This is a genomic window from Alicyclobacillus sp. ALC3, from assembly GCF_028751195.1.
Classification (GTDB): Bacteria; Bacillota; Bacilli; order Alicyclobacillales; family Alicyclobacillaceae; genus Alicyclobacillus_L.
Genome location: NZ_CP066784.1, coordinates 4,773,857 through 4,796,412, shown reverse-complemented (window position 1 = coordinate 4,796,412; position 22,556 = coordinate 4,773,857). Strand labels below are relative to the sequence as shown.

The window sequence follows — 22,556 nt, the reverse complement described above, 5'->3', positions numbered from 1 at the left end:
CTGAATTTTCATATATTCTCTGTTTGGTGTGTCCACCCTATTGACTTAATACCAACGTTCCCGTCGATAATCAGCATGTGATTATTTACGGCAACTAGGTCTCCGATGTAACAGACTCGTGCGTCTGGGATATACAGAAATGAATCTGAAACCGTGTGACCTCCGCCAAGAGTGTGGCACTCTACCCTACGATTTGTTCCTTCCGTGTGCCAAGTTGCTTCAAATGTCTCATTGGGTAAAACCAATTCTAAAGTCGGTAGGGAACATTTGATTTCTTTCAGGAGAGAAATCTCTAAAAGACGTGCCCTCTGGTCCCTATCTCCAGCTGAATTTTGTTGACTTTCGAGGGTCTCAATGTAGTCGCACAATTCATTTTGACTGGCTCGCTGCCTTGCGATTCTTGCGGGGTGGTTCTCCTGCATGATCCTTTTTGTCCGCTCCGTAGCCACAATGGACACGTCTCGGAAGACTTGATTTCCACGAATGTGATCGCCGTGCCAGTGACTGTTGATTAAGTGTGAAACTGGCTTGTCTGTGACAGACGCTATTACCTCACGAAGCTCTGCCGCTGCCTGTTGGGTGTTAAAAGAATCAAAGACTAAGACCGTTTCACCCAAATCAACAAATCCTGTGTTTGCCATCGCGCCGGTGCCTTCATTTGCTATAGCAGCATAAATTCCTTGTTGAATCTGGAAGACGTCAAAGTGTTTTGCCCTCAGAGTCGACATATTGGTCACTCCCCTTATTTAGCTGCGAGGTGACGCAGTCCCTACCTAGGTGGATTTGCATTCGAGGCTCGACTCCCTCACACCGCATCAAATCAACTTGTTAGCACAGCGTGGAGTCCTTATTCGCAGCACCGTCCGCGAGCATTCAACAGGACGTAATCCAGAAGTATATCGAAGCGCGAAATCGAGATGACCTCATGCGAAAGGCGTACAAGTACAGACTTACCCCACGAAAGAGCAAGAAGAGAAAATACAGTTCACTTTAGAGCGCTGTCGCCTGCTCTACAATCGCCTGCTGGACGAACGGCGGTTTTAAAATGGAAAAGACCACATTGAATTACTACGATCAGGTAAACACACTGAACAGATTTCTCAGCAGACCATCTAACCTACAGCATTGATCTTCTTTGTCCACCAAAAACGATTCTCATGAGCAGAGCGGAGCGGCATAATTACATATTCGTCACTGACTTCAATCAAGTCATCTAACCCCGTGTAAACTAAATCGACTTTCAAACGAAACGCTTTAGCCTTTCTGTTCACCTGCTGTTCGAACTGCCTGACGTACTCCCCTACCTTGTCAGCAGACTCCCAGAAAATCATTGCAGTGCCTCCACCAGCGGGCATATGCCACCAATTACGAAATGCGTGCCATGTGTCCGAACAGACACCCGCCAGTTCATTGTCCAGGGATTCGAAATAGGACGGTGCAAGATTGTGTTGATGAATAGACCTCACTTCCACTAACCTAGTCCACCATTCCAACCACTGAACTGCAAGTACAGTTTTCTCCGCGGGTGTCAGTTCAACTGATGGGTTAGTCGAAGTCCATCGTCTCGACTCGCTGAACGGCTTCGATTTCGGAAGCAAATCGTATGTACTTGCAACATAAATTGCAAAGTTGAGGTCTTCAGTCCCCTCAATTACCGCACTCCATGAAGGTTCCTTGCTACGTTGCATATAGTGAGCCTCCTTCAACAGTACCGACCGTTGGCTTATGGGGTACCTCTTCCGTGTAGTACAGGTGGCTGCGATTAACTGCAATGGGCGGCCGCCAAATTTCCAGAGCGACCGGCTACTAACGGGTGCACCGTTTGCGGCGGCTGAAGAAATGCCGTGTGGCAAACCACACTACAAGCCCCCCGGCATCAGCTGTCAAAGTTGCAAAGAGCCAAGGGACGTTTAATAAACGACTAGTGAGTACAGACAAACCTGCCCCGAGTATCATCAAGACCCACAGACTGTTGCTGTTTCGTTTTTTCATCCAACTCCCTCCTTTTACAGCACTCTTGCCCATACGATAGCACCGCCCTTGTTTGGTGAGAATATTCACACAGTAATGGCTGGACACATTTACTTCAAGCGGTCCCGTATTAAGCAGAAAAAAACTTATAGCCCAGAGCATTCGCCTACAAAAGCTTACAGACAAGGCTTAGACAAGAAAACCACTCTGTACCTTCCTCCCCCAAAAGCTACTCATTGCCCTTATATTACACTTTCTCACCTGTAGACCAAACACCGGGAGGCTAATACCATCGAGTAGGAGGGGGCGCCTAGCCCCCGACCTCTCACACCACCGTACATGCGGGTCCGCATACGGCGGTTCATGAAACACCACGAAGTTGTAAATACCTCTCCTGAAGACTCCTCAGACCTAGCGCTTCAAAGTACGCCTTGTTCATGGCCTGGTTCAGGTTCTTCGCCATCAGCCATGGTCCGCGGCGCGAGTTCGCCATCATGTGGACTACCCATTCCGGCTGTCCGAGTGCGCGGAGTTTCGTATAGCGGGTCTTTATCCGCTTCCACTGCTTCCAAATGCACATCCTCAGCCTTCTGCGTATCCACTCGTCAAATCGGTCGCAATGTTGCTTCATCTGTGCAAGTCGAAAGTACGCAACCCAGCCCATCATGTAGGTGTTGAGTCGTCGGATTCGCTCGGACAGCGACATGCTCCGTGTTCGACTTGTTATCTGGCGCACCCTGTCCTTGAATCGCTCGATGGTCTTCTCGGCCAGTCGAATCGGAGCCTGCTCCCCATAGAGAAAGCTGAACCCAAGAAACTTTCGTTTCTGTGGTCGGTCTACGGCACTCTTCTCTCGATTCACCTTGAGTTTCAGTCCTTCTTCCAGGTACTTCGTCAGTGAGGCCATTACTCGCTCCCCGGCTCTGCGCGACTTCACGTAAACATTGCAGTCGTCCGCGTAGCGGACGAACTTATGTCCGCGTTTCGTGAGTTCTCGGTCGAAGTCGTCCAGCAGGATGTTCGCCAAAAGCGGGCTGAGTGGCCCACCTTGCGGTGTGCCTTCCTCGTTCCTTACCACGACTCCGTTCTCCAGTACACCTGCGTTCAGGTACGCGCGAATCAGCCTGAGAACTCGCTTGTCCTTCACCTTTCGTGCCACACGTGCCATAAGCATGTCGTGGTTGACGCGGTCAAAGAACGCGGCCAAGTCCATATCGACCGTCCATGCGTACCCTTCTCGGATGTACTCCTGTGCTTTGAGCACCGCGTCCTGGGCTCTGTGGCCCGGACGAAATCCAAAGCTACTCGGTGAGAACGTTGGGTCGAAGATTGGGTTAAGCACCTGGAGAAGTGCTTGCTGGATGAGTCGATCGACCACGGCGGGAATCCCCAACTTCCTCTGTCCGCCTCCGGGTTTCGGAATCTCGACCCGCCTGACAGGTTGAGGCTTGTAGGTTCCCATGAACAGCTGCTGACGAATGTCAGCCCAGTGCGTCTGGACGTACGACCGTAGTTGTTCTACCGTTACTCCGTCCACGCCCGGCGCTCCCTTGTTCGACTCGACTCGGTACAAGGCCCGCAGCATGTTCTCTCGCTGCAACGCCTCTTCCAGCAAGGTGGTACCGTCTTCGCAGGATGGGGTCTGTCCTTGTGCCGACGACGAACTCGGCCCTCGCTCTCCAGCCTCTCGCGGCTTCACCGCTACCTTCTGGACGGAGGCCCCTTGCGGGGTATTCTGCTGTCTTTGCTCGTCGTACGAACGCATCCAGTCCATCCTCGTTTCATGTTCGGCCCTTCCACCGTCAAGCGCTTGTCGGTGTACTATGGCCTCTGCTGACTCCTGCCCGTTCAGCGCCACCTCCCGGTAGCGGTTACCAGATTTACTGGCGTATCGGACAAGCCTCCCCGGATAAGAACGGTTCCTTTCCTCTCATGCACCCGCCGCAGTGTACTGCAACAGCCCTTGGTGACTTCGGACTTCGTTGTGTAATGGCAACTCATCCGACTGTCACAGCCTCAAATGCGATTCGTGTACCTCGGGTCGAGAGTTTGCCTCCAGCTTCCTTCAGATTCCGCCTCGCGACGGACACCCTTGCTCTTGGCTAACGGTAGGTATGTCACCAACCCCCGCTCGGGACTTTCACCCTATAGAAACCGCCCGTGCCGGGCGTACATCGAGTAGGAGGGGGCGCCTAGCCCCCGACCTCTCACACCACCGTACATGCGGGTCCGCATACGGCGGTTCATGAAACACCACGAAGTTGTAAATACCTCTCCTGAAGACTCCTCAGACCTAGCGCTTCAAAGTACGCCTTGTTCATGGCCTGGTTCAGGTTCTTCGCCATCAGCCATGGTCCGCGGCGCGAGTTCGCCATCATGTGGACTACCCATTCTGGCTGTCCGAGTGCGCGGAGCTTCGTATAGCGGGTCTTTATCCGCTTCCACTGCTTCCAAATGCACATCCTCAGCCTTCTGCGTATCCACTCGTCAAATCGGTCGCAATGTTGCTTCATCTGTGCAAGTCGAAAGTACGCAACCCAGCCCATCATGTAGGTGTTGAGTCGTCGGATTCGCTCGGACAGCGACATGCTCCGTGTTCGACTTGTTATCTGGCGCACCCTGTCCTTGAATCGCTCGATGGACTTCTCGGCCAGTCGAATCGGAGCCTGCTCCCCATAGAGAAAGCTGAACCCAAGAAACTTTCGTTTCTGTGGTCGGTCTACGGCACTCTTCTCTCGATTCACCTTGAGTTTCAGTCCTTCTTCCAGGTACTTCGTCAGTGAGGCCATTACTCGCTCCCCGGCTCTGCGCGACTTCACGTAAACATTGCAGTCGTCCGCGTAGCGGACGAACTTATGTCCGCGTTTCGTGAGTTCTCGGTCGAAGTCGTCCAGCAGGATGTTCGCCAAAAGCGGGCTGAGTGGCCCACCTTGCGGTGTGCCTTCCTCGTTCCTTACCACGACTCCGTTCTCCAGTACACCTGCGTTCAGGTACGCGCGAATCAGCCTGAGAACTCGCTTGTCCTTCACCTTTCGTGCCACACGTGCCATAAGCATGTCGTGGTTGACGCGGTCAAAGAACGCGGCCAAGTCCATATCGACCGTCCATGCGTACCCTTCTCGGATGTACTCCTGTGCTTTGAGCACCGCGTCCTGGGCTCTGTGGCCCGGACGAAATCCAAAGCTACTCGGTGAGAACGTTGGGTCGAAGATTGGGTTAAGCACCTGGAGAAGTGCTTGCTGGATGAGTCGATCGACCACGGCGGGAATCCCCAACTTCCTCTGTCCGCCTCCGGGTTTCGGAATCTCGACCCGCCTGACAGGTTGAGGCTTGTAGGTTCCCATGAACAGCTGCTGACGAATGTCAGCCCAGTGCGTCTGGACGTACGACCGTAGTTGTTCTACCGTTACTCCGTCCACGCCCGGCGCTCCCTTGTTCGACTCGACTCGGTACAAGGCCCGCAGCATGTTCTCTCGCTGCAACGCCTCTTCCAGCAAGGTGGTACCGTCTTCGCAGGATGGGGTCTGTCCTTGTGCCGACGACGAACTCGGCCCTCGCTCTCCAGCCTCTCGCGGCTTCACCGCTACCTTCTGGACGGAGGCCCCTTGCGGGGTATTCTGCTGTCTTTGCTCGTCGTACGAACGCATCCAGTCCATCCTCGTTTCATGTTCGGCCCTTCCACCGTCAAGCGCTTGTCGGTGTACTATGGCCTCTGCTGACTCCTGCCCGTTCAGCGCCACCTCCCGGTAGCGGTTACCAGATTTACTGGCGTATCGGACAAGCCTCCCCGGATAAGAACGGTTCCTTTCCTCTCATGCACCCGCCGCAGTGTACTGCAACAGCCCTTGGTGACTTCGGACTTCGTTGTGTAATGGCAACTCATCCGACTGTCACAGCCTCAAATGCGATTCGTGTACCTCGGGTCGAGAGTTTGCCTCCAGCTTCCTTCAGATTCCGCCTCGCGACGGACACCCTTGCTCTTGGCTAACGGTAGGTATGTCACCAACCCCCGCTCGGGACTTTCACCCTATAGAAACCGCCCGTGCCGGGCGTACATCGAGTAGGAGGGGGCGCCTAGCCCCCGACCTCTCACACCACCGTACATGCGGGTCCGCATACGGCGGTTCATGAAACACCACGAAGTTGTAAATACCTCTCCTGAAGACTCCTCAGACCTAGCGCTTCAAAGTACGCCTTGTTCATGGCCTGGTTCAGGTTCTTCGCCATCAGCCATGGTCCGCGGCGCGAGTTCGCCATCATGTGGACTACCCATTCTGGCTGTCCGAGTGCGCGGAGCTTCGTATAGCGGGTCTTTATCCGCTTCCACTGCTTCCAAATGCACATCCTCAGCCTTCTGCGTATCCACTCGTCAAATCGGTCGCAATGTTGCTTCATCTGTGCAAGTCGAAAGTACGCAACCCAGCCCATCATGTAGGTGTTGAGTCGTCGGATTCGCTCGGACAGCGACATGCTCCGTGTTCGACTTGTTATCTGGCGCACCCTGTCCTTGAATCGCTCGATGGACTTCTCGGCCAGTCGAATCGGAGCCTGCTCCCCATAGAGAAAGCTGAACCCAAGAAACTTTCGTTTCTGTGGTCGGTCTACGGCACTCTTCTCTCGATTCACCTTGAGTTTCAGTCCTTCTTCCAGGTACTTCGTCAGTGAGGCCATTACTCGCTCCCCGGCTCTGCGCGACTTCACGTAAACATTGCAGTCGTCCGCGTAGCGGACGAACTTATGTCCGCGTTTCGTGAGTTCTCGGTCGAAGTCGTCCAGCAGGATGTTCGCCAAAAGCGGGCTGAGTGGCCCACCTTGCGGTGTGCCTTCCTCGTTCCTTACCACGACTCCGTTCTCCAGTACACCTGCGTTCAGGTACGCGCGAATCAGCCTGAGAACTCGCTTGTCCTTCACCTTTCGTGCCACACGTGCCATAAGCATGTCGTGGTTGACGCGGTCAAAGAACGCGGCCAAGTCCATATCGACCGTCCATGCGTACCCTTCTCGGATGTACTCCTGTGCTTTGAGCACCGCGTCCTGGGCTCTGTGGCCCGGACGAAATCCAAAGCTACTCGGTGAGAACGTTGGGTCGAAGATTGGGTTAAGCACCTGGAGAAGTGCTTGCTGGATGAGTCGATCGACCACGGCCGGAATCCCCAACTTCCTCTGCCCGCCTCCGGGTTTCGGAATCTCGACCCGCCTGACAGGTTGAGGCTTGTAGGTTCCCATGAACAGCTGCTGACGAATGTCAGCCCAGTGCGTCTGGACGTACGACCGTAGTTGTTCTACCGTTACTCCGTCCACGCCCGGCGCTCCCTTGTTCGACTCGACTCGGTACAAGGCCCGCAGCATGTTCTCTCGCTGCAACGCCTCTTCCAGCAAGGTGGTACCGTCTTCGCAGGATGGGGTCTGTCCTTGTGCCGACGACGAACTCGGCCCTCGCTCTCCAGCCTCTCGCGGCTTCACCGCTACCTTCTGGACGGAGGCCCCTTGCGGGGTATTCTGCTGTCTTTGCTCGTCGTACGAACGCATCCAGTCCATCCTCGTTTCATGTTCGGCCCTTCCACCGTCAAGCGCTTGTCGGTGTACTATGGCCTCTGCTGACTCCTGCCCGTTCAGCGCCACCTCCCGGTAGCGGTTACCAGATTTACTGGCGTATCGGACAAGCCTCCCCGGATAAGAACGGTTCCTTTCCTCTCATGCACCCGCCGCAGTGTACTGCAACAGCCCTTGGTGACTTCGGACTTCGTTGTGTAATGGCAACTCATCCGACTGTCACAGCCTCAAATGCGATTCGTGTACCTCGGGTCGAGAGTTTGCCTCCAGCTTCCTTCAGATTCCGCCTCGCGACAGACACCCTTGCTCTTGGCTAACGGTAGGTATGTCACCAACCCCCGCTCGGGACTTTCACCCTATAGAAACCGCCCGTGCCGGGCGTACATCGAAAAACCACGACCATGCGGTCGTGGTTTTGCTGGTAAAGACACTGACACCCCCTGAGAAGAAACCAGCTGTGGCCAATCTAAACCCTCAAATATCCCCTAGACCTGGACCTGTCAGGCTCAGCTCACACGATGTTCAATCCGCAAGCGGTCTGCAATCATGGCAATAAACTCTGAGTTTGTCGGTTTTGTCTTCGATACGCTGACAGTGTACCCGAACACATTTCGAATTGCGTCCATGTTACCTCGTCCCCAAGCCACTTCGATGGAGTGACGAATTGCACGCTCCACACGGGACGGGGTCGTTTTAAAGCGTTCAGCAATTCGAGGGTACAGGACTTTCGTGATAGAGCCGAGGATTTCGACATCTTCAAAAACGATGCCAATGGCTTCGCGGAGATAGTGATAACCCTTGATGTGTGCCGGCACACCAATTTCGTGAATAATCTGCGTGATCGCGGCATCAATGGTGCGTTTGCTCGGGTATGAAACGACATTTGCTGGCATGGACCCTGAGACGGACGTGGTTGCAGCTTGCTGTTCACCAGTCACTTGGCGAATTCGCTCTGCAAGTACTGGCATGTCAAACGGCTTGAGAATGAAGTAGGAGACGCCGAGTTCGACTGCTCGGCGCGTAACATGGTCTTGACCAAACGCTGTAAGCATGATCACTTTTGGCATTGGGATGTCCAGTTCGGCCAAGCGCTCCAGTGTCGTCAGCCCGTCAAGTACAGGCATAATAATGTCGAGAATCAGTACATCTGGGCGTTGTTCTTTGACGAGCGCTAGAACATCAGTACCGTTATAAGCTACACCAGCAAGCACCATATCAGTTTGGGAGCTAATAAATTCGGCAAGCACTTCTGCAAACTCCCTGTTATCGTCCGCTATGAGGACACGCAAAGCTGACACTGGACAATCCCCCCACGTTCAAATCGATTCGACGCTTGTTATCAATTCGACGATCCGTGGGTATGTCCTGCCAAAAATGACTGAATAGTTTTCGCGTTTAGTTCGTGCAATCCGACAGTTTTCGACAAATGGCCGCGACTCTCGCCTGCCTGCTCCTCCGGAGATTCAGCCTCCCGCAACATCCACTCTGCGTACACTCCGTACCCCCGGGTGGGATCCGACACAAAGACATGAGTCACAGCGCCGATTAATCGGCCGTTTTGTACCAATGGGCTTCCACTCATGCCTTGTACGATTCCTCCCGACTCCTTCAGCAATCGCGGATCCGTAACATGGACCACCATACTTTTGGTTGTCGGTTTGTCTTGCTGCTGGCGGGTTTCAATTTCAACAGAGAACGCCTGGACGCGCCGTCCGTGGAGGACAGTCCAAAGCTCTGCAGGCCCGTCCTGAACTTGGCTTGGCAAGGCAACCGGCAATTCTCGGCTCAGTAGGCTGTCCGGTGGCATGTTGTCCATCGATCCGAATACACCAAAGTCTGTATTTTCTTCAATTCGCCCAAGTGACGTGTCGCTGGGTCGAAAACGGCCACGTTTCTCACCTGGTTGACCTGCGCGACCTTTCACCATTCCCGTTACGTCTGCTTCGTAAATATTTCCCGTTCCAACAATGGGTTGGCCGGTATCTGCATCAGCGATAACGTGCCCAAGTGCGCCAAAACGATGATGCTGTGGTTCATAGAACGTCAAGGTACCGACACCTGCAGCCTTGTCTCGAACATACAGCCCTAGATGAAGAGACCCAAGTTCATCTCGCTCGGGAAGTACACTGAGTTTGAGCGAAGCACTGTGACGAAGCACTTCCATGTGTAGCACCCCTGTACTTGCCTGGACAAGCCGAACGAGGTCCTCGCTGCTGTGAACGGCGTGTCCACTGACACGGACAATCACATCGCCCAGTTGCAGGTGAGCGGCAGCGCTAGGAGAGCGTTTACCGGCAATGGGTTGGAAGCCAACCACCATGACGCCATTGGAGTGTAGGTTAACTCCAATTGACTGACCACCGACAAAAACATGGTCTTCAGGAACGACATGAACGCGAACCGTTTTCCAGGGAATCACACCAAACAGACGCGTCTTGACGTCGGCATCGCCCAAGTCTGTCGACAGTACCGTGATCGCGGTCCCGTCGTGTTCTGTGTCGTTCATTGGTTTCACTCGAATGACATGGTGCAGAGAGGAATCCGTTCGAACCTGCAACGGAACGCCGACCGGAATCTGCGTCGACTGCCCTAATGGCAAATCGACGTCTGCCGGCATTTCAGCCAAGTGTCGCACTGGCGGACACAACACCAAACAGCTGCACAGTACCGCAAAGGCAACTCGCAGATGTTTACTAAACCCGTGTTTCTGCATGATCGGCCCCCCTTTGCGTGCACCTCCCAGAAACGTGTGCTAGTAAGGTACCCCGCAGGGCCGTCATTATGTTGCGCAAAACATGCCACAGCAGCCTGCCGACCGCTGTCCGAGTCGGCTACTGTCTGTTTTGGAACCCCGCCAACAACGCTTTGGCGTGTGCAGTCGCAGTTTCACCTGACATGTGCCCGCCAACAAGTCGCGCGATCTCATCAACACGTCCTGCCCCATCTAACTCCTGGACAGAAGTCGTGGTGGAGTCTGTGCTTTCGGTCTTTTCAATGCAGTAGTGCAAATCACCTGCCGCCGCCACCTGAGCGGAATGCGTAACACAAAGGACCTGTCTTGTACGGCCAAGTTGCTGTAGGCGCAACGCTATTTGCTGCGCAGCGGCACCGCTGACTCCGACATCGATTTCATCGAAAATCATGGTCTCCACGTCATCCACTGCGGACAGCACCGCTTTCAAGGCTAACAATGTCCGTGACAATTCTCCCCCGGAGGCGATTCGCGACAGCGGACGCAGTGGCTCTCCCTTGTTAGCTGAAAACAAAAACGTCACTTCGTCTGTACCGTTTGGCCCAAACCGAAGTTGTTTATCGGAGTTGACACGGTCCTCTAGCTGGATGTGCAACCGAGCATTCGGAAGAGTAAGCGTTCGAAGCACGCCCTCAACCTCGTGTGCCAGATGCGAAGCAGCCTGAAGCCGGGCGTTATGTAACGCCTCACTGTCCGCCCGGAGCTTCCTTATTGCATCATCGGCCGCCCCTCTCAACTTGGCCAAATGCGCCTCGTAATGTACAGTCTCATCGCGTTCGGCAACGCAGGCGCTGTAAAAATCCAAGACTTCTTCGACGGTAGCGCCGTACTTTCGTTCAAGCGACCGAATTTCAGCCAACCTGACTTCGACCGTGTCTAATTTCGTGGGGTCCGTATCGATCTGCTGTAAGTGCCGATACAAGCTATGGAGCGCCTCATCAATATGCACTTGAGCCGTGTCCAACAACTCCGACACGGATTGCAGTTCGTCGTCATGCACCCGCGCAGCAGCTACTTCACGAATTGCGGAAGACAGGAGAGTACCGACACCGCTGCGGGCGTCTCCTCCGTCCAAAGCTTCCACGGCCACGCGTAACGCTTCAGCAATTTTCTCCGCATACTGAAGCCTACCCCGAACAACTTGAAGTTCCTGTTCTTCTCCTGCCACAAGGTGCGCACTGGCGATTTCATCGATTTGAAAATTGAGTAGGTCGAGGCGACGAATACGCTCCTGTTCGTTCTGGGTTGCCGTTCGATACGCGCCCTCTGCTGCGTCCCACTGGTCATAGCTGGCACGAACACGTTCGAGCAGAACATCATGGCGACCAAACAAATCCAAAAATCGAAGCTGTTCCTTGGCTTCAACCAATCCTTGATGTTCATGTTGCCCATGTTGTCCGACAAGTAGCAAACCAACTTCACGCAACATTTGTACGGTCGTAATACGACCGTTGACTCTACAAACGGTTCGTCCACTCGCGTGGATCTCACGACTCACGACCAATTCTGCGTCTGCCGCCTCGACGTCGACCCCGTAGGAGTCGCACAGTGCCCGGACTGACAACCCCTTGTCACCGTGCGCTAGGGTAAATAGCCCTTCTACAAGGGCGCGATTCTGTCCATGGCGAATGAGATCGGCGGACCCACGCCCACCAAGAAGCAAACCAATCGCGTCGAGCAAAATCGACTTTCCGGCACCCGTTTCACCTGTGAATACAGTAAGCCCCGTGCCAAACGACAAACGCGCTGACTCAATCAGTGCAAAATTTTGTATGGAAATCTCAACAAGCAAGAGAGTCCCTCCCAGGTGTATCCCCAGCCATCCTCACGAAGGGCGATACGGTTCTGGCGCAACTTCCGGGTGACGAAGTTTGTCCCGCAAGACGTCGAAAAAGTGGTGCCCGTGCCATTTGACGAGCGTCGTCACGTGTGCGGAGCGCCGCACCCACACCTCGTCCCCCGGGTCAAGTTTAAAACCTTCCTGCCCGTCGAGGGTGAGTCCAACCTCATCGTGGTTTGCGTGTACTACCAATCTGACCACTTGCGTGTCGTTGATCACGCATGGACGCGAAAACAGTGTGTGTGGGCAAATTGGCGTGATGAGCATGACGTTTAGGTGTGGCACCACAAGTGGACCGCCACCAGAGAGGGAGTATGCCGTTGAACCAGTCGGTGTCGATATAATCACGCCGTCGCCGCTGTAGGTATCCAGGTACACCCCATCCACGTACGCGTCCACTGTGACCATCCGCGCTAAGCCGCCCTTGCCGATTCCAGCGTCGTTTAGGCCGATCAGACAGGCCTGCACTTCCCCACCCCGGACGACCTGAGCTTCAATCATCAACCTCTGTTCAAGCTGGTATTCCCGCTCGACCACTTTGTTCACTGTGTCTTCAAGGTCCGCCGGTTCTGCCTCTGTCAGAAAGCCCAGGTGTCCGGCGTTGATGCCGAGCAGTGGTAAGCCGTAAGGTGCCAGGCGACGCGCCACCCCTAAAAAAGTCCCATCGCCGCCAAAGACCAGTGTGAGTTCAACCTGCTCGTTTGCAAAATCGCGCTCGTACAACTCAGCGCCAGTGTCTGCCGTCAGAGTCCGAATTCCCGCGGCAGTGAGTAACGCTTCTGTTCTGTTCCGTAACTGCAAGGCGCCCGATTTCGCCGGGTTATGCAGAAGAGCTATGGTTCGCAACAACACATCCCCCTTTCACGCGTGCATTACCACAAGTGCCAGTAAAGCACCGCCCAGGAGCCACAGAAAGCGGTTTATGACTCGAGCCCAAACGACTCGGGACGGGGGCTTCAAGTCAAAGTCCACGACCTGGACAACTTCGTGTTCGACGTCTATATGAAGAATCCCTTGCACGCCGAACAGCACATACAGTGGGAACCAGCTGTCACGCAGTTTCGCGCCGCTGATACCCTTTTCACGGGAACTGGCAAGTTTTACGGCATATGTCTTCGCACCTTGACGAACAATGAAGTCTGCAATGAGTTGCTTCTGAAACTCGCGGTCCCCGTAGTATCCTACCCACGTGGACCGCTCACGCGCGCGAAGCACCCGATATCCATTGCCTTCGAGCCACTCCATCGCCGCACGGTATTTACCGCGCAGAGGAACACCCTTGTCCGCCCCTCGCCACTGGGAAAAAATTGACCGGCCCACGAGCAGAAGGACACCCGCCCCAATCAGCAACGCGAACAGAACCTGGAGTCGCATCGATTGCACCTCCCCGTTACGATTCGTCGGCGAGTGTTCTTCAGTCTGGGCTCAGAAATACCCCTGAAACATCCTCATTGCGCAATTCTCGCCAAGCTTCTGTGACCACACGAAATGCATCCGATTCACACTCAGACATGTGGCTCGCACCGTCATCTTTCTTCCACCAACCGAGGAACTCCAAGTTCCCGTCGCCTCCTGTGACTGGCGAATAGTCGAGGCCTCGGCAGGTGAGCCCAACCTGTGGTAAAAACGACATCAGTCCGAGCAGGACATGGAGGTGGACAAGCGGATCCCGAACGATTCCACCTTTCCCAACGTGTTCCCGTCCGGCTTCAAATTGTGGTTTGATCAGACTAATGATGTCGAAGTCGCCTGACAAACTCGCCCGCAAATTCGGCAGCAACAAGCGTGTGGAAATAAACGAAACATCCATGACGCCGACATTTGGCGAAGGGTGAAAAGAGTCCGGATCAACGTGGCGAAAGTTTGTCCGTTCCATGACGACGACGCGCTCATCGTTGCGCAAACGCCAGTCGAGTTGCCCGTACCCGACATCGACAGCATAAACGCGTGCTGCACCATGCCGCAGCGCACAGTCCGTAAAGCCACCCGTAGAAGCCCCGACATCCAAGACCACTCGTTCGTCGAGCAGGACGTCGAATCGGCTTAAGGCCCGTTCGAGCTTGAGTCCGCCGCGACTCACAAAGTCGTGTGCTGGGCGAGCTACGTCAAAAACCGTCCCCGGTGTAACAAATGTGCCTGCTTTATCCACGGGCACACCTTGAATGGACACAATGCCGGCCATGACCGCCCGGCGCGCAGCTTCACGACTCGGAAACAGCCCCTGTTCTGCCAGTAGGACGTCAACCCGAACCCGTTTTGTTGCTCCACTGGATGACGTTGCTGGACGCTGCTCACGCCGACTGCTCATGTCTGCCCTCCGTTCAGTTGTATGCACTGAAGTCTTACTAGCGGCGATTCCGACCAGGCGACCGCCGATAAAACAAAATGCTGTCGGCAATGCGGGCTGCCGTCAAAACAATTGGTGTGGGCACACGAATGGCGAGTGTCTTCCCAATTGCCTTCACAGCTACCGTCATGGCAGTGGTCAGCGCTGTCAACAAGATAATGACAAACTCTCGATGCCAAGACGTCACGTGCATCGTGTTTGACAATTGAGCCCCGACTGCAAGAGCGCCTGCACCGCTCAGCACCCCAGCAATATCGCCGATCACGTCGCTGCAGATACTGGATACCCGTTCTGCATTTCGCACGATTGAGATAGCCCGCCTCGCGCCGAACAGACGTTTCGAGGCCATGGCGTGAAACGGTGTCTCGGATGCGGCAGCCGCTGCGACCCCCAACATGTCGAACAGCGCTCCCACCACCACAATCACAAGGATGGCAATGGCGCCAATAAACCAGAACGCGTGATTTAAAAAAACGGTGGATGTGTCAAACACGCCACCGAGAACGAATGATAATCCCGCAACCGTCAACGCGAACCGGATGGCCCGGCGCCACGGTGTTCTTTTCATTATGTACCTCCCAGGGCTTGTCCAAAAGCAACAAAACCAGGTGGCAGCTCCTTGAGTAAATGCTGTGGCTTAGGTCCAGTAGGTTTTCCCAAGGACGCGCTCGCGCGTCACCGCACGGGCGGTTTCCCTTTCAGCGTCCCTTGTCAGCGTCGCCGTCTGTCAGACTGGATTACCACTCAGTCCACACTATAATCCCCAAGGAGCCACGCAATTGGCGAACAGTCTAGGCGTTTTCCGCGACAACCGCTGCTGTTTCCTAGCCTCTTTTGCAGTCTCGATTTCACGCGGCACCAACGGTCCTTCTTGGCCAAGAAGCGACCGTTTGAATCCCGTGATCCCCTCAAAACCGCTCAAGGCAGGCTACGCTGCACACAGATTGCCTCCGCATGCAGGTTCATACCCCAAGCCATAACTGCGCCAGGCAGCCACGCACTTGGGCCTCCGCGAAAGCTGGGTCGGGTTTCGCATGCCATTGCGAACCGCCCACCTTCCTTAACTCCCAGCAGAAACCCAGGGCTGGGCGCCCCAAGCCACCACCAGGAACTTCATCGATGTGCCCTTTGGCGGATTTTTAGCCCCGCCTTCAGAAACAGACGGCTGACTAGAATACTGCGCCACCTGTGTCGCGATGTGTTCCCATTATAGCACACGAGCGTCGAGGGCTCGAATGCAAACACGCCCCGCCGCGCTCTGCTATGCGCCTTGCTCACACTCTCGCGTTGCCGCACGTTGCCGCAGTCATGTATGCCTACTCAGTCGTCAGACACCGCGGGCAATCACGAAGTTCGCCAAGCTGCGCAGCAAAGGAGCGTCGACTTGGACACTGTCTAGGGCTGCCAACGCCTCGGCGTGAGCGACTTGCATGAGGCGTTTGGTCTCGTCTACGCCGACTAACTTCGGGTACGTCAGCTTGGACATCCGCTCATCGCTCCCGACCGTCTTCCCAAGTGCGGCAGTGTCTCCGATGACATCAAGCAAGTCGTCTGCAATCTGAAACGCGAGTCCAAGCGATCGACCAAATTTACAGAGCGCCTCTTCAACGGCTGCATCCACACCAGCGAAAATCGCACCCAACTGTACCGAGGCCTCGACTAGTCGCGCCGTTTTGTGCAGGTGAATGAAACGAAGCGTATCCATAGAACCTGGCGTGCCCTCCGCCTCTAGGTCCGCCACTTGCCCGGCAACCATACCAAAGCAACCGGCTGCACTGGCAAGCACCTGAACCATCCTGAGTTGGCGTTGCGCAGGAATAGCTGCTGGCTTTGCAAGTTGTTCGAAGGCGTAGGTCAGCAGTGCGTCTCCTGCGAGGAGGGCGGTAGCTTCACCAAAAACCCGATGGTTAGTCGGCTGTCCACGGCGCAAGTCGTCATCATCCATGGTGGGGAGGTCATCGTGAATCAGCGAGTAGGTGTGCAGAATTTCAAGCGCCACGGCCACAGGTAATAAATCCGCTTCCTGCACGCCAAAACTTCGCCCCACGGCCAGACACAGCACGGGTCGAAGTCGCTTGCCGCCCGCCATCAAGCTGTAGTGCATGGAGTCAAATAGGGATTTCGGCTGGTGCGGGTCTGAGAAAAGCCGCTGGAGTTCTTGTGAGACGAGCGCTGCTTGTTCTGCGAGGTATGCAGGCGCCAGGGACAAGGCGCCTTCTTGCGGCTCAGTCATGGTTCTCCCTCTCAATAAGCCCACTGTCGTCTATGGCCTTCAAAGCAGGACCATTCTGACCGTCGACCAGTTGCTCAATCTGAAACTCTGCAGCGTCCAGTTGCTGCCGGCAAAATGCCACGAGTTGCATAGATTCCTTGTACCGCTCAATTGAATCGGTTAAACTGAGCTCACCTGATTCAAGCTGCCGGACGGCTTCTTCAAGTTTTTTCAAGGCTGACTCAAAGGTCAAGTCGGAGCTGTTTTCCTCGCTCATGGTAGTCTCCCTCCTCACCATCAATATGCGCGTGCACAAACCCGTCTTGCATTTGGAGGCGTACTCGCTGTCCCCCTACGAGGTTACTGACGCTGCCGATCACAGTGTCTGTGGTCTCGTCAAGGATAACACTGTACCCTCGGGACAGAACCGCGAGTGGATTCAAAGCTTGAAGTTGGCTGATACGCTGTTCCAGCGTGGCATTGGCCCGCTCAGACTTACGATGTACGGCCACCGAGGCCCGTTCACAGTGTGCATCGACACTTCTCTTCGCTTGGTCCATACGGCGGCGGATGTCCACTCGGTACAGCCTCTCCGTAATCGCGCTTAGCTTGCGGCCCGCATGTTGCACTGGCGTCTGAATGAATCTCGCTGCACGAGCCTCCAGGTAGTCAACCGTTTGCTTCCGCTGGTCCACCAACTTCATCGGATCCCGTAACACAGCGGTCTTACTCAGCGCCGTCAGGCTCTGTGTGCGCGCTGCGTGAGCAAATCTCAGCGCCGTTGCTGAGCGCTTGCGCCATTCTTGCAGTTGAGCCGCGACTTCTTGCAGATTGGGCGCCGCCAACTCAGCCGCAGCTGTCGGCGTGGCAGCGCGAACATCTGCCACAAAGTCGCATATCGTCGTGTCTGTTTCATGGCCTACGGCGCTAATCACGGGAATCGGGTACGTCGCGATGGCACGAGCCACAGCTTCTTCATTGAATGGCCACAACTCTTCTAGAGACCCACCGCCCCGACCCACGATCACGACATCGATGGACGTGCCTGATTGATGCAAATCGGACAGTCGTTGGAGAGCACGCACAATCGTTTCGGCTGCACCAGGGCCTTGAACAGCCGCAGGTGAGAGGACAACGGAAGCCAATGGATAGCGGCGCGACAAGGTGGTGCAAATGTCTCGAATTACGGCACCAGTGGGCGAGGTCACTACGCCGATCCGCATAGGGTGAGCAGGCAACGGCCGCTTTCGTGCCGGATCGAACAAGCCCTCCTGTTCGAGTTTGTCTCGAAGTTGGAGAAAAGCAACGTAGAGAGCCCCGACGCCGTCCGGCTGCATGTCATCGACGTAGAGCTGATATTGGCCATCACGTTCAAACACGCCGATTGAACCAGTACAAATGACGCGCATGCCGTCCTTCGGCGCAAACCGCAGAAAACGGTTGCGGCCCGCGAACATAATCCCGCGGACACGGCTCTTGTCATCCTTCAGCGTGAAGTACATATGCCCACTGGAGTGATGCTTGAAGTTGGACAACTCGCCAGCCACCATGCAGTGCATGAGGCCGGGATCAGATTCAATTCGATTCTTGATTCGATCCGTTAACTCAGCCACAGTCCAGACATCGGAACGTTCTGAATGCGCTACGACCGTCGACACCTTAGTTGACCCCCACACCGCGCCGCCACTCACCCAGGCAGACCGTGTTTGCCATCAACATCGCGATGGTCAGTGGACCCACACCACCGGGGACAGGTGTAATCGCTCCCGCAACCAATTCGACTTCAGCAAATGCTACATCTCCGGTCAGCTTGCCATCTACTCGGTTCATACCGACGTCGATCACGACGGCACCAGGTTTCACTCCTGTCGCTCGGATCAAATTCGGACGTCCCACAGCCACCACAAGGATGTCGGCCTGCCGGGTAATCTCCTCCAAGTTCGGAGTTTGTGAGTGGCAGATGGTGACCGTTGCGTTCGCTTCGAGCAACATCATGGCCATCGGCTTACCGACAATGTTGCTGCGCCCGACCACGACGGCGTGTTTACCTGCTACGTCAATGTCGCTGCGCCGCAACATTTCCATAATGCCAGCAGGCGTACACGGCCACACAGCATCGAGGCCAACAAAGTTCCGTCCCGCGTTGACAGGATGAAAGCCATCCACATCTTTTTGTGGGTCGATTCGCTGCAAGACCTCTGTAGTTGCCACATGACTTGGTAACGGTAACTGAACCAAGATTCCATCCACAGCGGGATCGGCATTTAAACGCTCGACTTCGGCAAGCAGTTCAGCCTCACTGATATCCTCGCCGAGTTGGATGAGCTGGCTCGCGATGCCAACTTTGTCGGCCGTCCGCTGCTTGTTGCGGACGTAGGTTGCAGAGGCAGGATGGTCGCCAACTAAGATTACGGCCAAAGTGTAGGTACGACCTCGGCTGGCTTCTGCTTCTACGTGTGCTGCAACATCGGCTTGAATTTCTGCAGCGATGGCTTTTCCATCCAGTCGTACGGCCATGCCGATCCCCCCGTTTGTTTTACAAGAATGTCCTTGTCACTCTTTGCGGCTGCTGCTGTGTCCGGGAGACAACCGAGCTTTTGGGTCAATGAATGTTTTTGCGTTATTCACAGCTGTCGGCGCTTCGCCAAACCCGGTGGCGATCAGTTTGACCTTACCTGGGTAGGTCACGATGTCTCCCGCTGCGTATACGCCTGGAATGTTAGTCTCCATCCTCGTGTTGACCACAATCTCGTTGTTTTCAATCTCCAGTCCCCAGTCGTTCATTGGACCAAGGGCAGCAGAAAAGCCAAGACCACTCACGACGGAGTCGATTGTAATTCTTTCCGTTTCCTTCGTCTTGTTGTTGACAAGAGTGGCAGACTCAAGACGTGCGTGACCATCCAAAGTCTGTAACTCTGTAAAAGTGCGGATTTTCACTTTGGATTCATAGAGTTGTTTCACGCTTTCTTCGTGGGCGCGGAACTGATCACGGCGGTGTATGAGCGTGACCTCTGTCGCCACATTATCGAGCATCAACGCAAAGTCGACGGCTGAGTCACCACCGCCAACGACTAGTACGTGTTTGCCACGAAACTTATCCAAGTTATCAATAAAGTAATGAATGTCGTCGGGGAAACGGTCTGCGCCTTCTCCAGGCAGAGCTTTCGGTGTAAACACGCCAATACCGCCGCAGATGATGATGGCTTTAGAAAGGTGAACCTGCTTGTCTGTCGTGAGTTCAAAGGTGCCATCTTCACGCCGCTCTAGTGTTTCAACTCGTTGATTCAGTTCGACAGCCGGGCCCCTCTGGAACGCTTGCTGTTTCAATTGTTCCACAAGGTCGCGGGAACGAATTTTGGGGAAACCACCGACATCGTAAATGAACTTCTCTGGATACAGTGTTGCTAATTGGCCGCCGAGTTCCGGCAAAGCGTCAATAATTTTGCAAGTTGCATCACGCATGCCACAGTAGAACGCGGCAAACAGACCCGTTGGTCCGCCGCCGATAATCGTGATGTCGTACACTTGTTCATCTCGCGTCAGCAATGTTTCGCTCGCCAATATGTTCTCCTCCCTTGCTGTCGAAACCATACCTTGGCCATTATACCTCACAGTCTTGAGTGGCACCAATGGCGCCACGCGAGTCGTGCCACGCCGAAGGCATTATCCGACGACAAACGCGCCTGCGCATACTCAATGCGCAGGCGACGTTCAACACGTCGCACCCGCTCTTGAATGCGAGCGCGAATGAACACATTTTCGGCTACTCCTCCAGCAACAACGCACACGTCCAGGGCAGGTCGGTCTTGCGACGCGTGGAGAATTGCTTTGGCGACACTGTTCGCCACTGCAGTCTGCACTGATGCGGCGACAGCCGCGGGCGGGGCACCGTTCGCAATCGCTCGCAGAGCCGCCGTGCATGGCCCCGAAAAACTCATGCTAGAACCGAGAACCCGGGAAGGAATGTGTACCACAGGATGACCTGCCCGATGTGTGGACGCAAGGCGCTCAAGCGCCGGACCAGCAGGGAACGGACAGCCGAGCGCGACTCCAACGCGGTCGATGAATTGACCAGCGTGCAGGTCGGCCCCTTCCCCGACCGTCTCCACTCGATATCCCCAAGGGGACTCCTCTGCCACCACCACATCAGAAGTCCCACCGGACAAATGAACGACCAGAAACGGCTGCTTTCGGCGCTCGCTCCAGTGTCCCGTGGCCGCCGCGATATGTCCTTCTTGGTGCGACGTGCGCAACACAGGAACCCCAAGAACACGTCCGAGGGATTCGGCATATGAGACACCAGCCGTAAAAACAGGCATGTATGACCTTGCAAGCGGTCGCGGGTGCGTAGATACTCCAATCGCCACCACATCTGCGTCACCGCAGTCGTGACGCACACGCCCCATCAAACGGTCCATCAGCAGAGGCAGGTGCCGAACATGAAAAAAGAGCGCATCCGCTTGTCGGAGCCCTCGCTCTCCTTCACGCACGGGCAAAATGCGGCGCTCATCCGCCAGCACTTGCCCGTTCTCCGCGCTGACCATGCACAGTGACGTTGTGTAATTGCTCGTGTCTACTCCCAGAATACAGTCCAAATTGCGTTCCCTCGCAGGTCAAGCGTTCGGTTCTGCATCTTGTCTGACGACCGGCAACACCCGGGCCAAAACGCCGTTCACAAACTTGCCAGATTCGTCTGTGCCAAAGTCCTTCGCGAGTTCAACAGCCTCATCGACAATTGTCGCGACGTCTACATCACTCTCTACGAGCAGTTCATAGACTGCAAGGCGCAGTACATTCAAATCAACCCGCGCCAATCTGTCAAGGTGCCAGCCTTCCACGCGGGCGGCGAGAAGATCGTCAATATCTGGCAAGCGCTCGGTTGTGCCATGGACCAACCGCCGTATGTAAGTCCAGTCAACTGCTTCAATCGGGCCCGATACATCTTCCAAGACATGCTCAATCGCAGCCTCTGCCTCACCCTTACCGACATCAATCTGATAGAGCGCCTGGAGCGCACGCTGGCGCGCCTCGTGCCGCTTCATTTCCATGCCCCTTCCAAGCTGTTCCTTCTCCACTACGTTCACGAGTCATGGTAGTGCTCCCTCAGCAACTTTTCAACGACATCTTGCCACGTCGTTCGCTCCTCGAGGATTCGCCCAACAGAAAAACCGATTCCGACCAGCACCAACAACAACAGGGTGTCCCAGAACCCGACAATCATCCACACAAGCCAAAACAAACAGGCAGCGATAACGCCCTGCCAACGCCTTTGCAGAGACAACAACCTCCGCGTAATCAACGTGACCCAGTTCATGGTGTCACTCCGCCCACGCGCGCGTATTCTTGTTCGCTGTGTGCGACGCGAGTTCTACTACATTTACAGTGATGCGTTCTACCGTTACACCGGCTGTCTGTTCTACGTAGCCTTTTACGGCTTGCTGGATTTCTGCACTCATTTGGGTGATGTCAATGTCCGGCATGACCCTGACCCGGACCGCGAGCAGGACCCCTGCTTGTCCGCTCCGCACTCTGGTGTCAAACTCCTGCACACCGCGAACTGACTTGCCTGTGCGGTTTGATAGTTGACGAATCGTTTCAAACGAGATGCGGATGAAACCGTGATCACCAGGGAGCATGATGTAATCTTCTTGCGGCCGTGTCCAGCGATAGAACAGAAAACGCAAGGCGAAGAGGCCGAACACCACCGCCACGATGATGGTGTACATCGGATACGTGGCGGCGTCTGTCACGACAATAGATGGCCATGAGCCAAGCACACCGACGCCAAGCAGCAGCAACAACACTGCCACTGCAAGGCTGCCGAGTGTCAGCAGCACGAGCAAAATTCGATCAAGAATGCTCATCGTATCCCTCCAGAGCC

At 55.1% G+C, this 22,556-nt stretch carries 22 protein-coding genes and 1 pseudogene; 1 reads left to right on the top strand and 22 read right to left on the bottom strand.

Translation table 11 applies throughout. The features are described 5' to 3' along the window. Positions 1-8 precede the first annotated feature (8 nt). A complete protein-coding gene (locus tag JC200_RS22750; protein WP_274434012.1) occupies positions 9-728 on the bottom strand; it encodes an MBL fold metallo-hydrolase in 720 nt (239 codons plus the stop codon). A 214-nt stretch (positions 729-942) separates the two neighbouring features. Here JC200_RS22750 and JC200_RS24615 point away from each other — a divergent pair. Then, positions 943-1,044, top strand: a pseudogene (locus JC200_RS24615) (helix-turn-helix domain-containing protein); the annotation flags it as partial. A gap of 68 nt (positions 1,045-1,112) precedes the next feature. Here the strand turns inward: JC200_RS24615 and JC200_RS22745 are convergent. The 21 genes from JC200_RS22745 to amaP all read right to left on the bottom strand — a co-directional run bounded on the left by JC200_RS22745 (position 1,113) and on the right by amaP (position 22,539). Then, complete coding sequence (locus JC200_RS22745; protein ID WP_274434011.1) at positions 1,113-1,688, bottom strand: hypothetical protein; 576 nt, start codon at positions 1,686-1,688, stop codon at positions 1,113-1,115. Positions 1,689-1,806: 118 nt separating this feature from the next. Continuing rightward, positions 1,807-1,992 carry a hypothetical protein gene (locus tag JC200_RS22740; protein WP_274434010.1) on the bottom strand — a complete coding sequence of 62 codons (186 nt, stop codon included), beginning with the start codon at positions 1,990-1,992 and terminating at the stop codon, positions 1,807-1,809. Positions 1,993-2,332: 340 nt separating this feature from the next. Next, the gene (gene ltrA / locus JC200_RS22735; RefSeq protein ID WP_274436637.1) at positions 2,333-3,736 is read right to left on the bottom strand and encodes a group II intron reverse transcriptase/maturase; all 1,404 of its coding nucleotides are present in this window, start codon (positions 3,734-3,736) and stop codon (positions 2,333-2,335) included. A 478-nt stretch (positions 3,737-4,214) separates the two neighbouring features. Beyond that, on the bottom strand, positions 4,215-5,618 hold the full coding sequence (gene ltrA, locus JC200_RS22730; RefSeq protein ID WP_274436636.1) for a group II intron reverse transcriptase/maturase: 1,404 nt from the start codon (positions 5,616-5,618) through the stop codon (positions 4,215-4,217). A gap of 478 nt (positions 5,619-6,096) precedes the next feature. Then, positions 6,097-7,500 (bottom strand): group II intron reverse transcriptase/maturase, encoded by a 1,404-nt coding sequence (gene ltrA / locus JC200_RS22725; RefSeq protein ID WP_274436636.1) that lies wholly within the window; start codon positions 7,498-7,500, stop codon positions 6,097-6,099. Between the two features lie 530 nt (positions 7,501-8,030). Then, on the bottom strand, positions 8,031-8,822 hold the full coding sequence (gene spo0A / locus JC200_RS22720) for a sporulation transcription factor Spo0A (RefSeq protein ID WP_274434009.1): 792 nt from the start codon (positions 8,820-8,822) through the stop codon (positions 8,031-8,033). A gap of 41 nt (positions 8,823-8,863) precedes the next feature. Beyond that, a complete protein-coding gene (spoIVB, locus tag JC200_RS22715) occupies positions 8,864-10,237 on the bottom strand; it encodes a SpoIVB peptidase (RefSeq protein ID WP_274434008.1) in 1,374 nt (457 codons plus the stop codon). Positions 10,238-10,355: 118 nt separating this feature from the next. Further along, on the bottom strand, positions 10,356-12,068 hold the full coding sequence (gene recN / locus JC200_RS22710) for a DNA repair protein RecN (RefSeq protein ID WP_274434007.1): 1,713 nt from the start codon (positions 12,066-12,068) through the stop codon (positions 10,356-10,358). A gap of 33 nt (positions 12,069-12,101) precedes the next feature. Further along, complete coding sequence (locus JC200_RS22705) at positions 12,102-12,962, bottom strand: NAD(+)/NADH kinase (RefSeq protein WP_274434006.1); 861 nt, start codon at positions 12,960-12,962, stop codon at positions 12,102-12,104. Between the two features lie 15 nt (positions 12,963-12,977). Further along, on the bottom strand, positions 12,978-13,490 hold the full coding sequence (locus JC200_RS22700; protein ID WP_274434005.1) for a hypothetical protein: 513 nt from the start codon (positions 13,488-13,490) through the stop codon (positions 12,978-12,980). Positions 13,491-13,530: 40 nt separating this feature from the next. Beyond that, positions 13,531-14,424 carry a TlyA family RNA methyltransferase gene (locus JC200_RS22695; protein WP_274434004.1) on the bottom strand — a complete coding sequence of 298 codons (894 nt, stop codon included), beginning with the start codon at positions 14,422-14,424 and terminating at the stop codon, positions 13,531-13,533. A gap of 37 nt (positions 14,425-14,461) precedes the next feature. Continuing rightward, positions 14,462-15,031, bottom strand: a complete 570-nt coding sequence (locus tag JC200_RS22690; protein ID WP_274434003.1) for a CNNM metal transporter family protein — start codon at positions 15,029-15,031, stop codon at positions 14,462-14,464. A 759-nt stretch (positions 15,032-15,790) separates the two neighbouring features. Then, complete coding sequence (locus JC200_RS22685) at positions 15,791-16,696, bottom strand: polyprenyl synthetase family protein (protein ID WP_274434002.1); 906 nt, start codon at positions 16,694-16,696, stop codon at positions 15,791-15,793. After that, positions 16,689-16,952 (bottom strand): exodeoxyribonuclease VII small subunit, encoded by a 264-nt coding sequence (gene xseB / locus JC200_RS22680; protein WP_274434001.1) that lies wholly within the window; start codon positions 16,950-16,952, stop codon positions 16,689-16,691. The genes JC200_RS22685 and xseB overlap by 8 nt, the downstream gene beginning before the upstream one ends. Next, a complete protein-coding gene (gene xseA / locus JC200_RS22675) occupies positions 16,918-18,333 on the bottom strand; it encodes an exodeoxyribonuclease VII large subunit (RefSeq protein WP_274434000.1) in 1,416 nt (471 codons plus the stop codon). The genes xseB and xseA overlap by 35 nt, the downstream gene beginning before the upstream one ends. Position 18,334: 1 nt before the next feature. Then, positions 18,335-19,192, bottom strand: coding sequence for a bifunctional methylenetetrahydrofolate dehydrogenase/methenyltetrahydrofolate cyclohydrolase FolD (gene folD / locus JC200_RS22670; RefSeq protein WP_274433999.1), 858 nt, complete (start codon positions 19,190-19,192; stop codon positions 18,335-18,337). 36 nt (positions 19,193-19,228) lie between these two features. Beyond that, on the bottom strand, positions 19,229-20,266 hold the full coding sequence (locus JC200_RS22665; RefSeq protein WP_443111932.1) for an NAD(P)/FAD-dependent oxidoreductase: 1,038 nt from the start codon (positions 20,264-20,266) through the stop codon (positions 19,229-19,231). 17 nt (positions 20,267-20,283) lie between these two features. Beyond that, a complete protein-coding gene (locus JC200_RS22660) occupies positions 20,284-21,270 on the bottom strand; it encodes a tRNA (adenosine(37)-N6)-threonylcarbamoyltransferase complex transferase subunit TsaD (RefSeq protein WP_274433997.1) in 987 nt (328 codons plus the stop codon). An 18-nt stretch (positions 21,271-21,288) separates the two neighbouring features. Next, positions 21,289-21,717, bottom strand: a complete 429-nt coding sequence (gene nusB, locus JC200_RS22655) for a transcription antitermination factor NusB (protein WP_274433996.1) — start codon at positions 21,715-21,717, stop codon at positions 21,289-21,291. A gap of 38 nt (positions 21,718-21,755) precedes the next feature. After that, positions 21,756-21,989, bottom strand: coding sequence for a DUF2273 domain-containing protein (locus JC200_RS22650; protein WP_274433995.1), 234 nt, complete (start codon positions 21,987-21,989; stop codon positions 21,756-21,758). A gap of 4 nt (positions 21,990-21,993) precedes the next feature. Then, positions 21,994-22,539: an alkaline shock response membrane anchor protein AmaP gene (amaP, locus tag JC200_RS22645; protein ID WP_274433994.1), complete on the bottom strand. Its 546-nt coding sequence runs from the start codon at positions 22,537-22,539 to the stop codon at positions 21,994-21,996. Between the last annotated feature and the right edge of the window lie 17 nt (positions 22,540-22,556).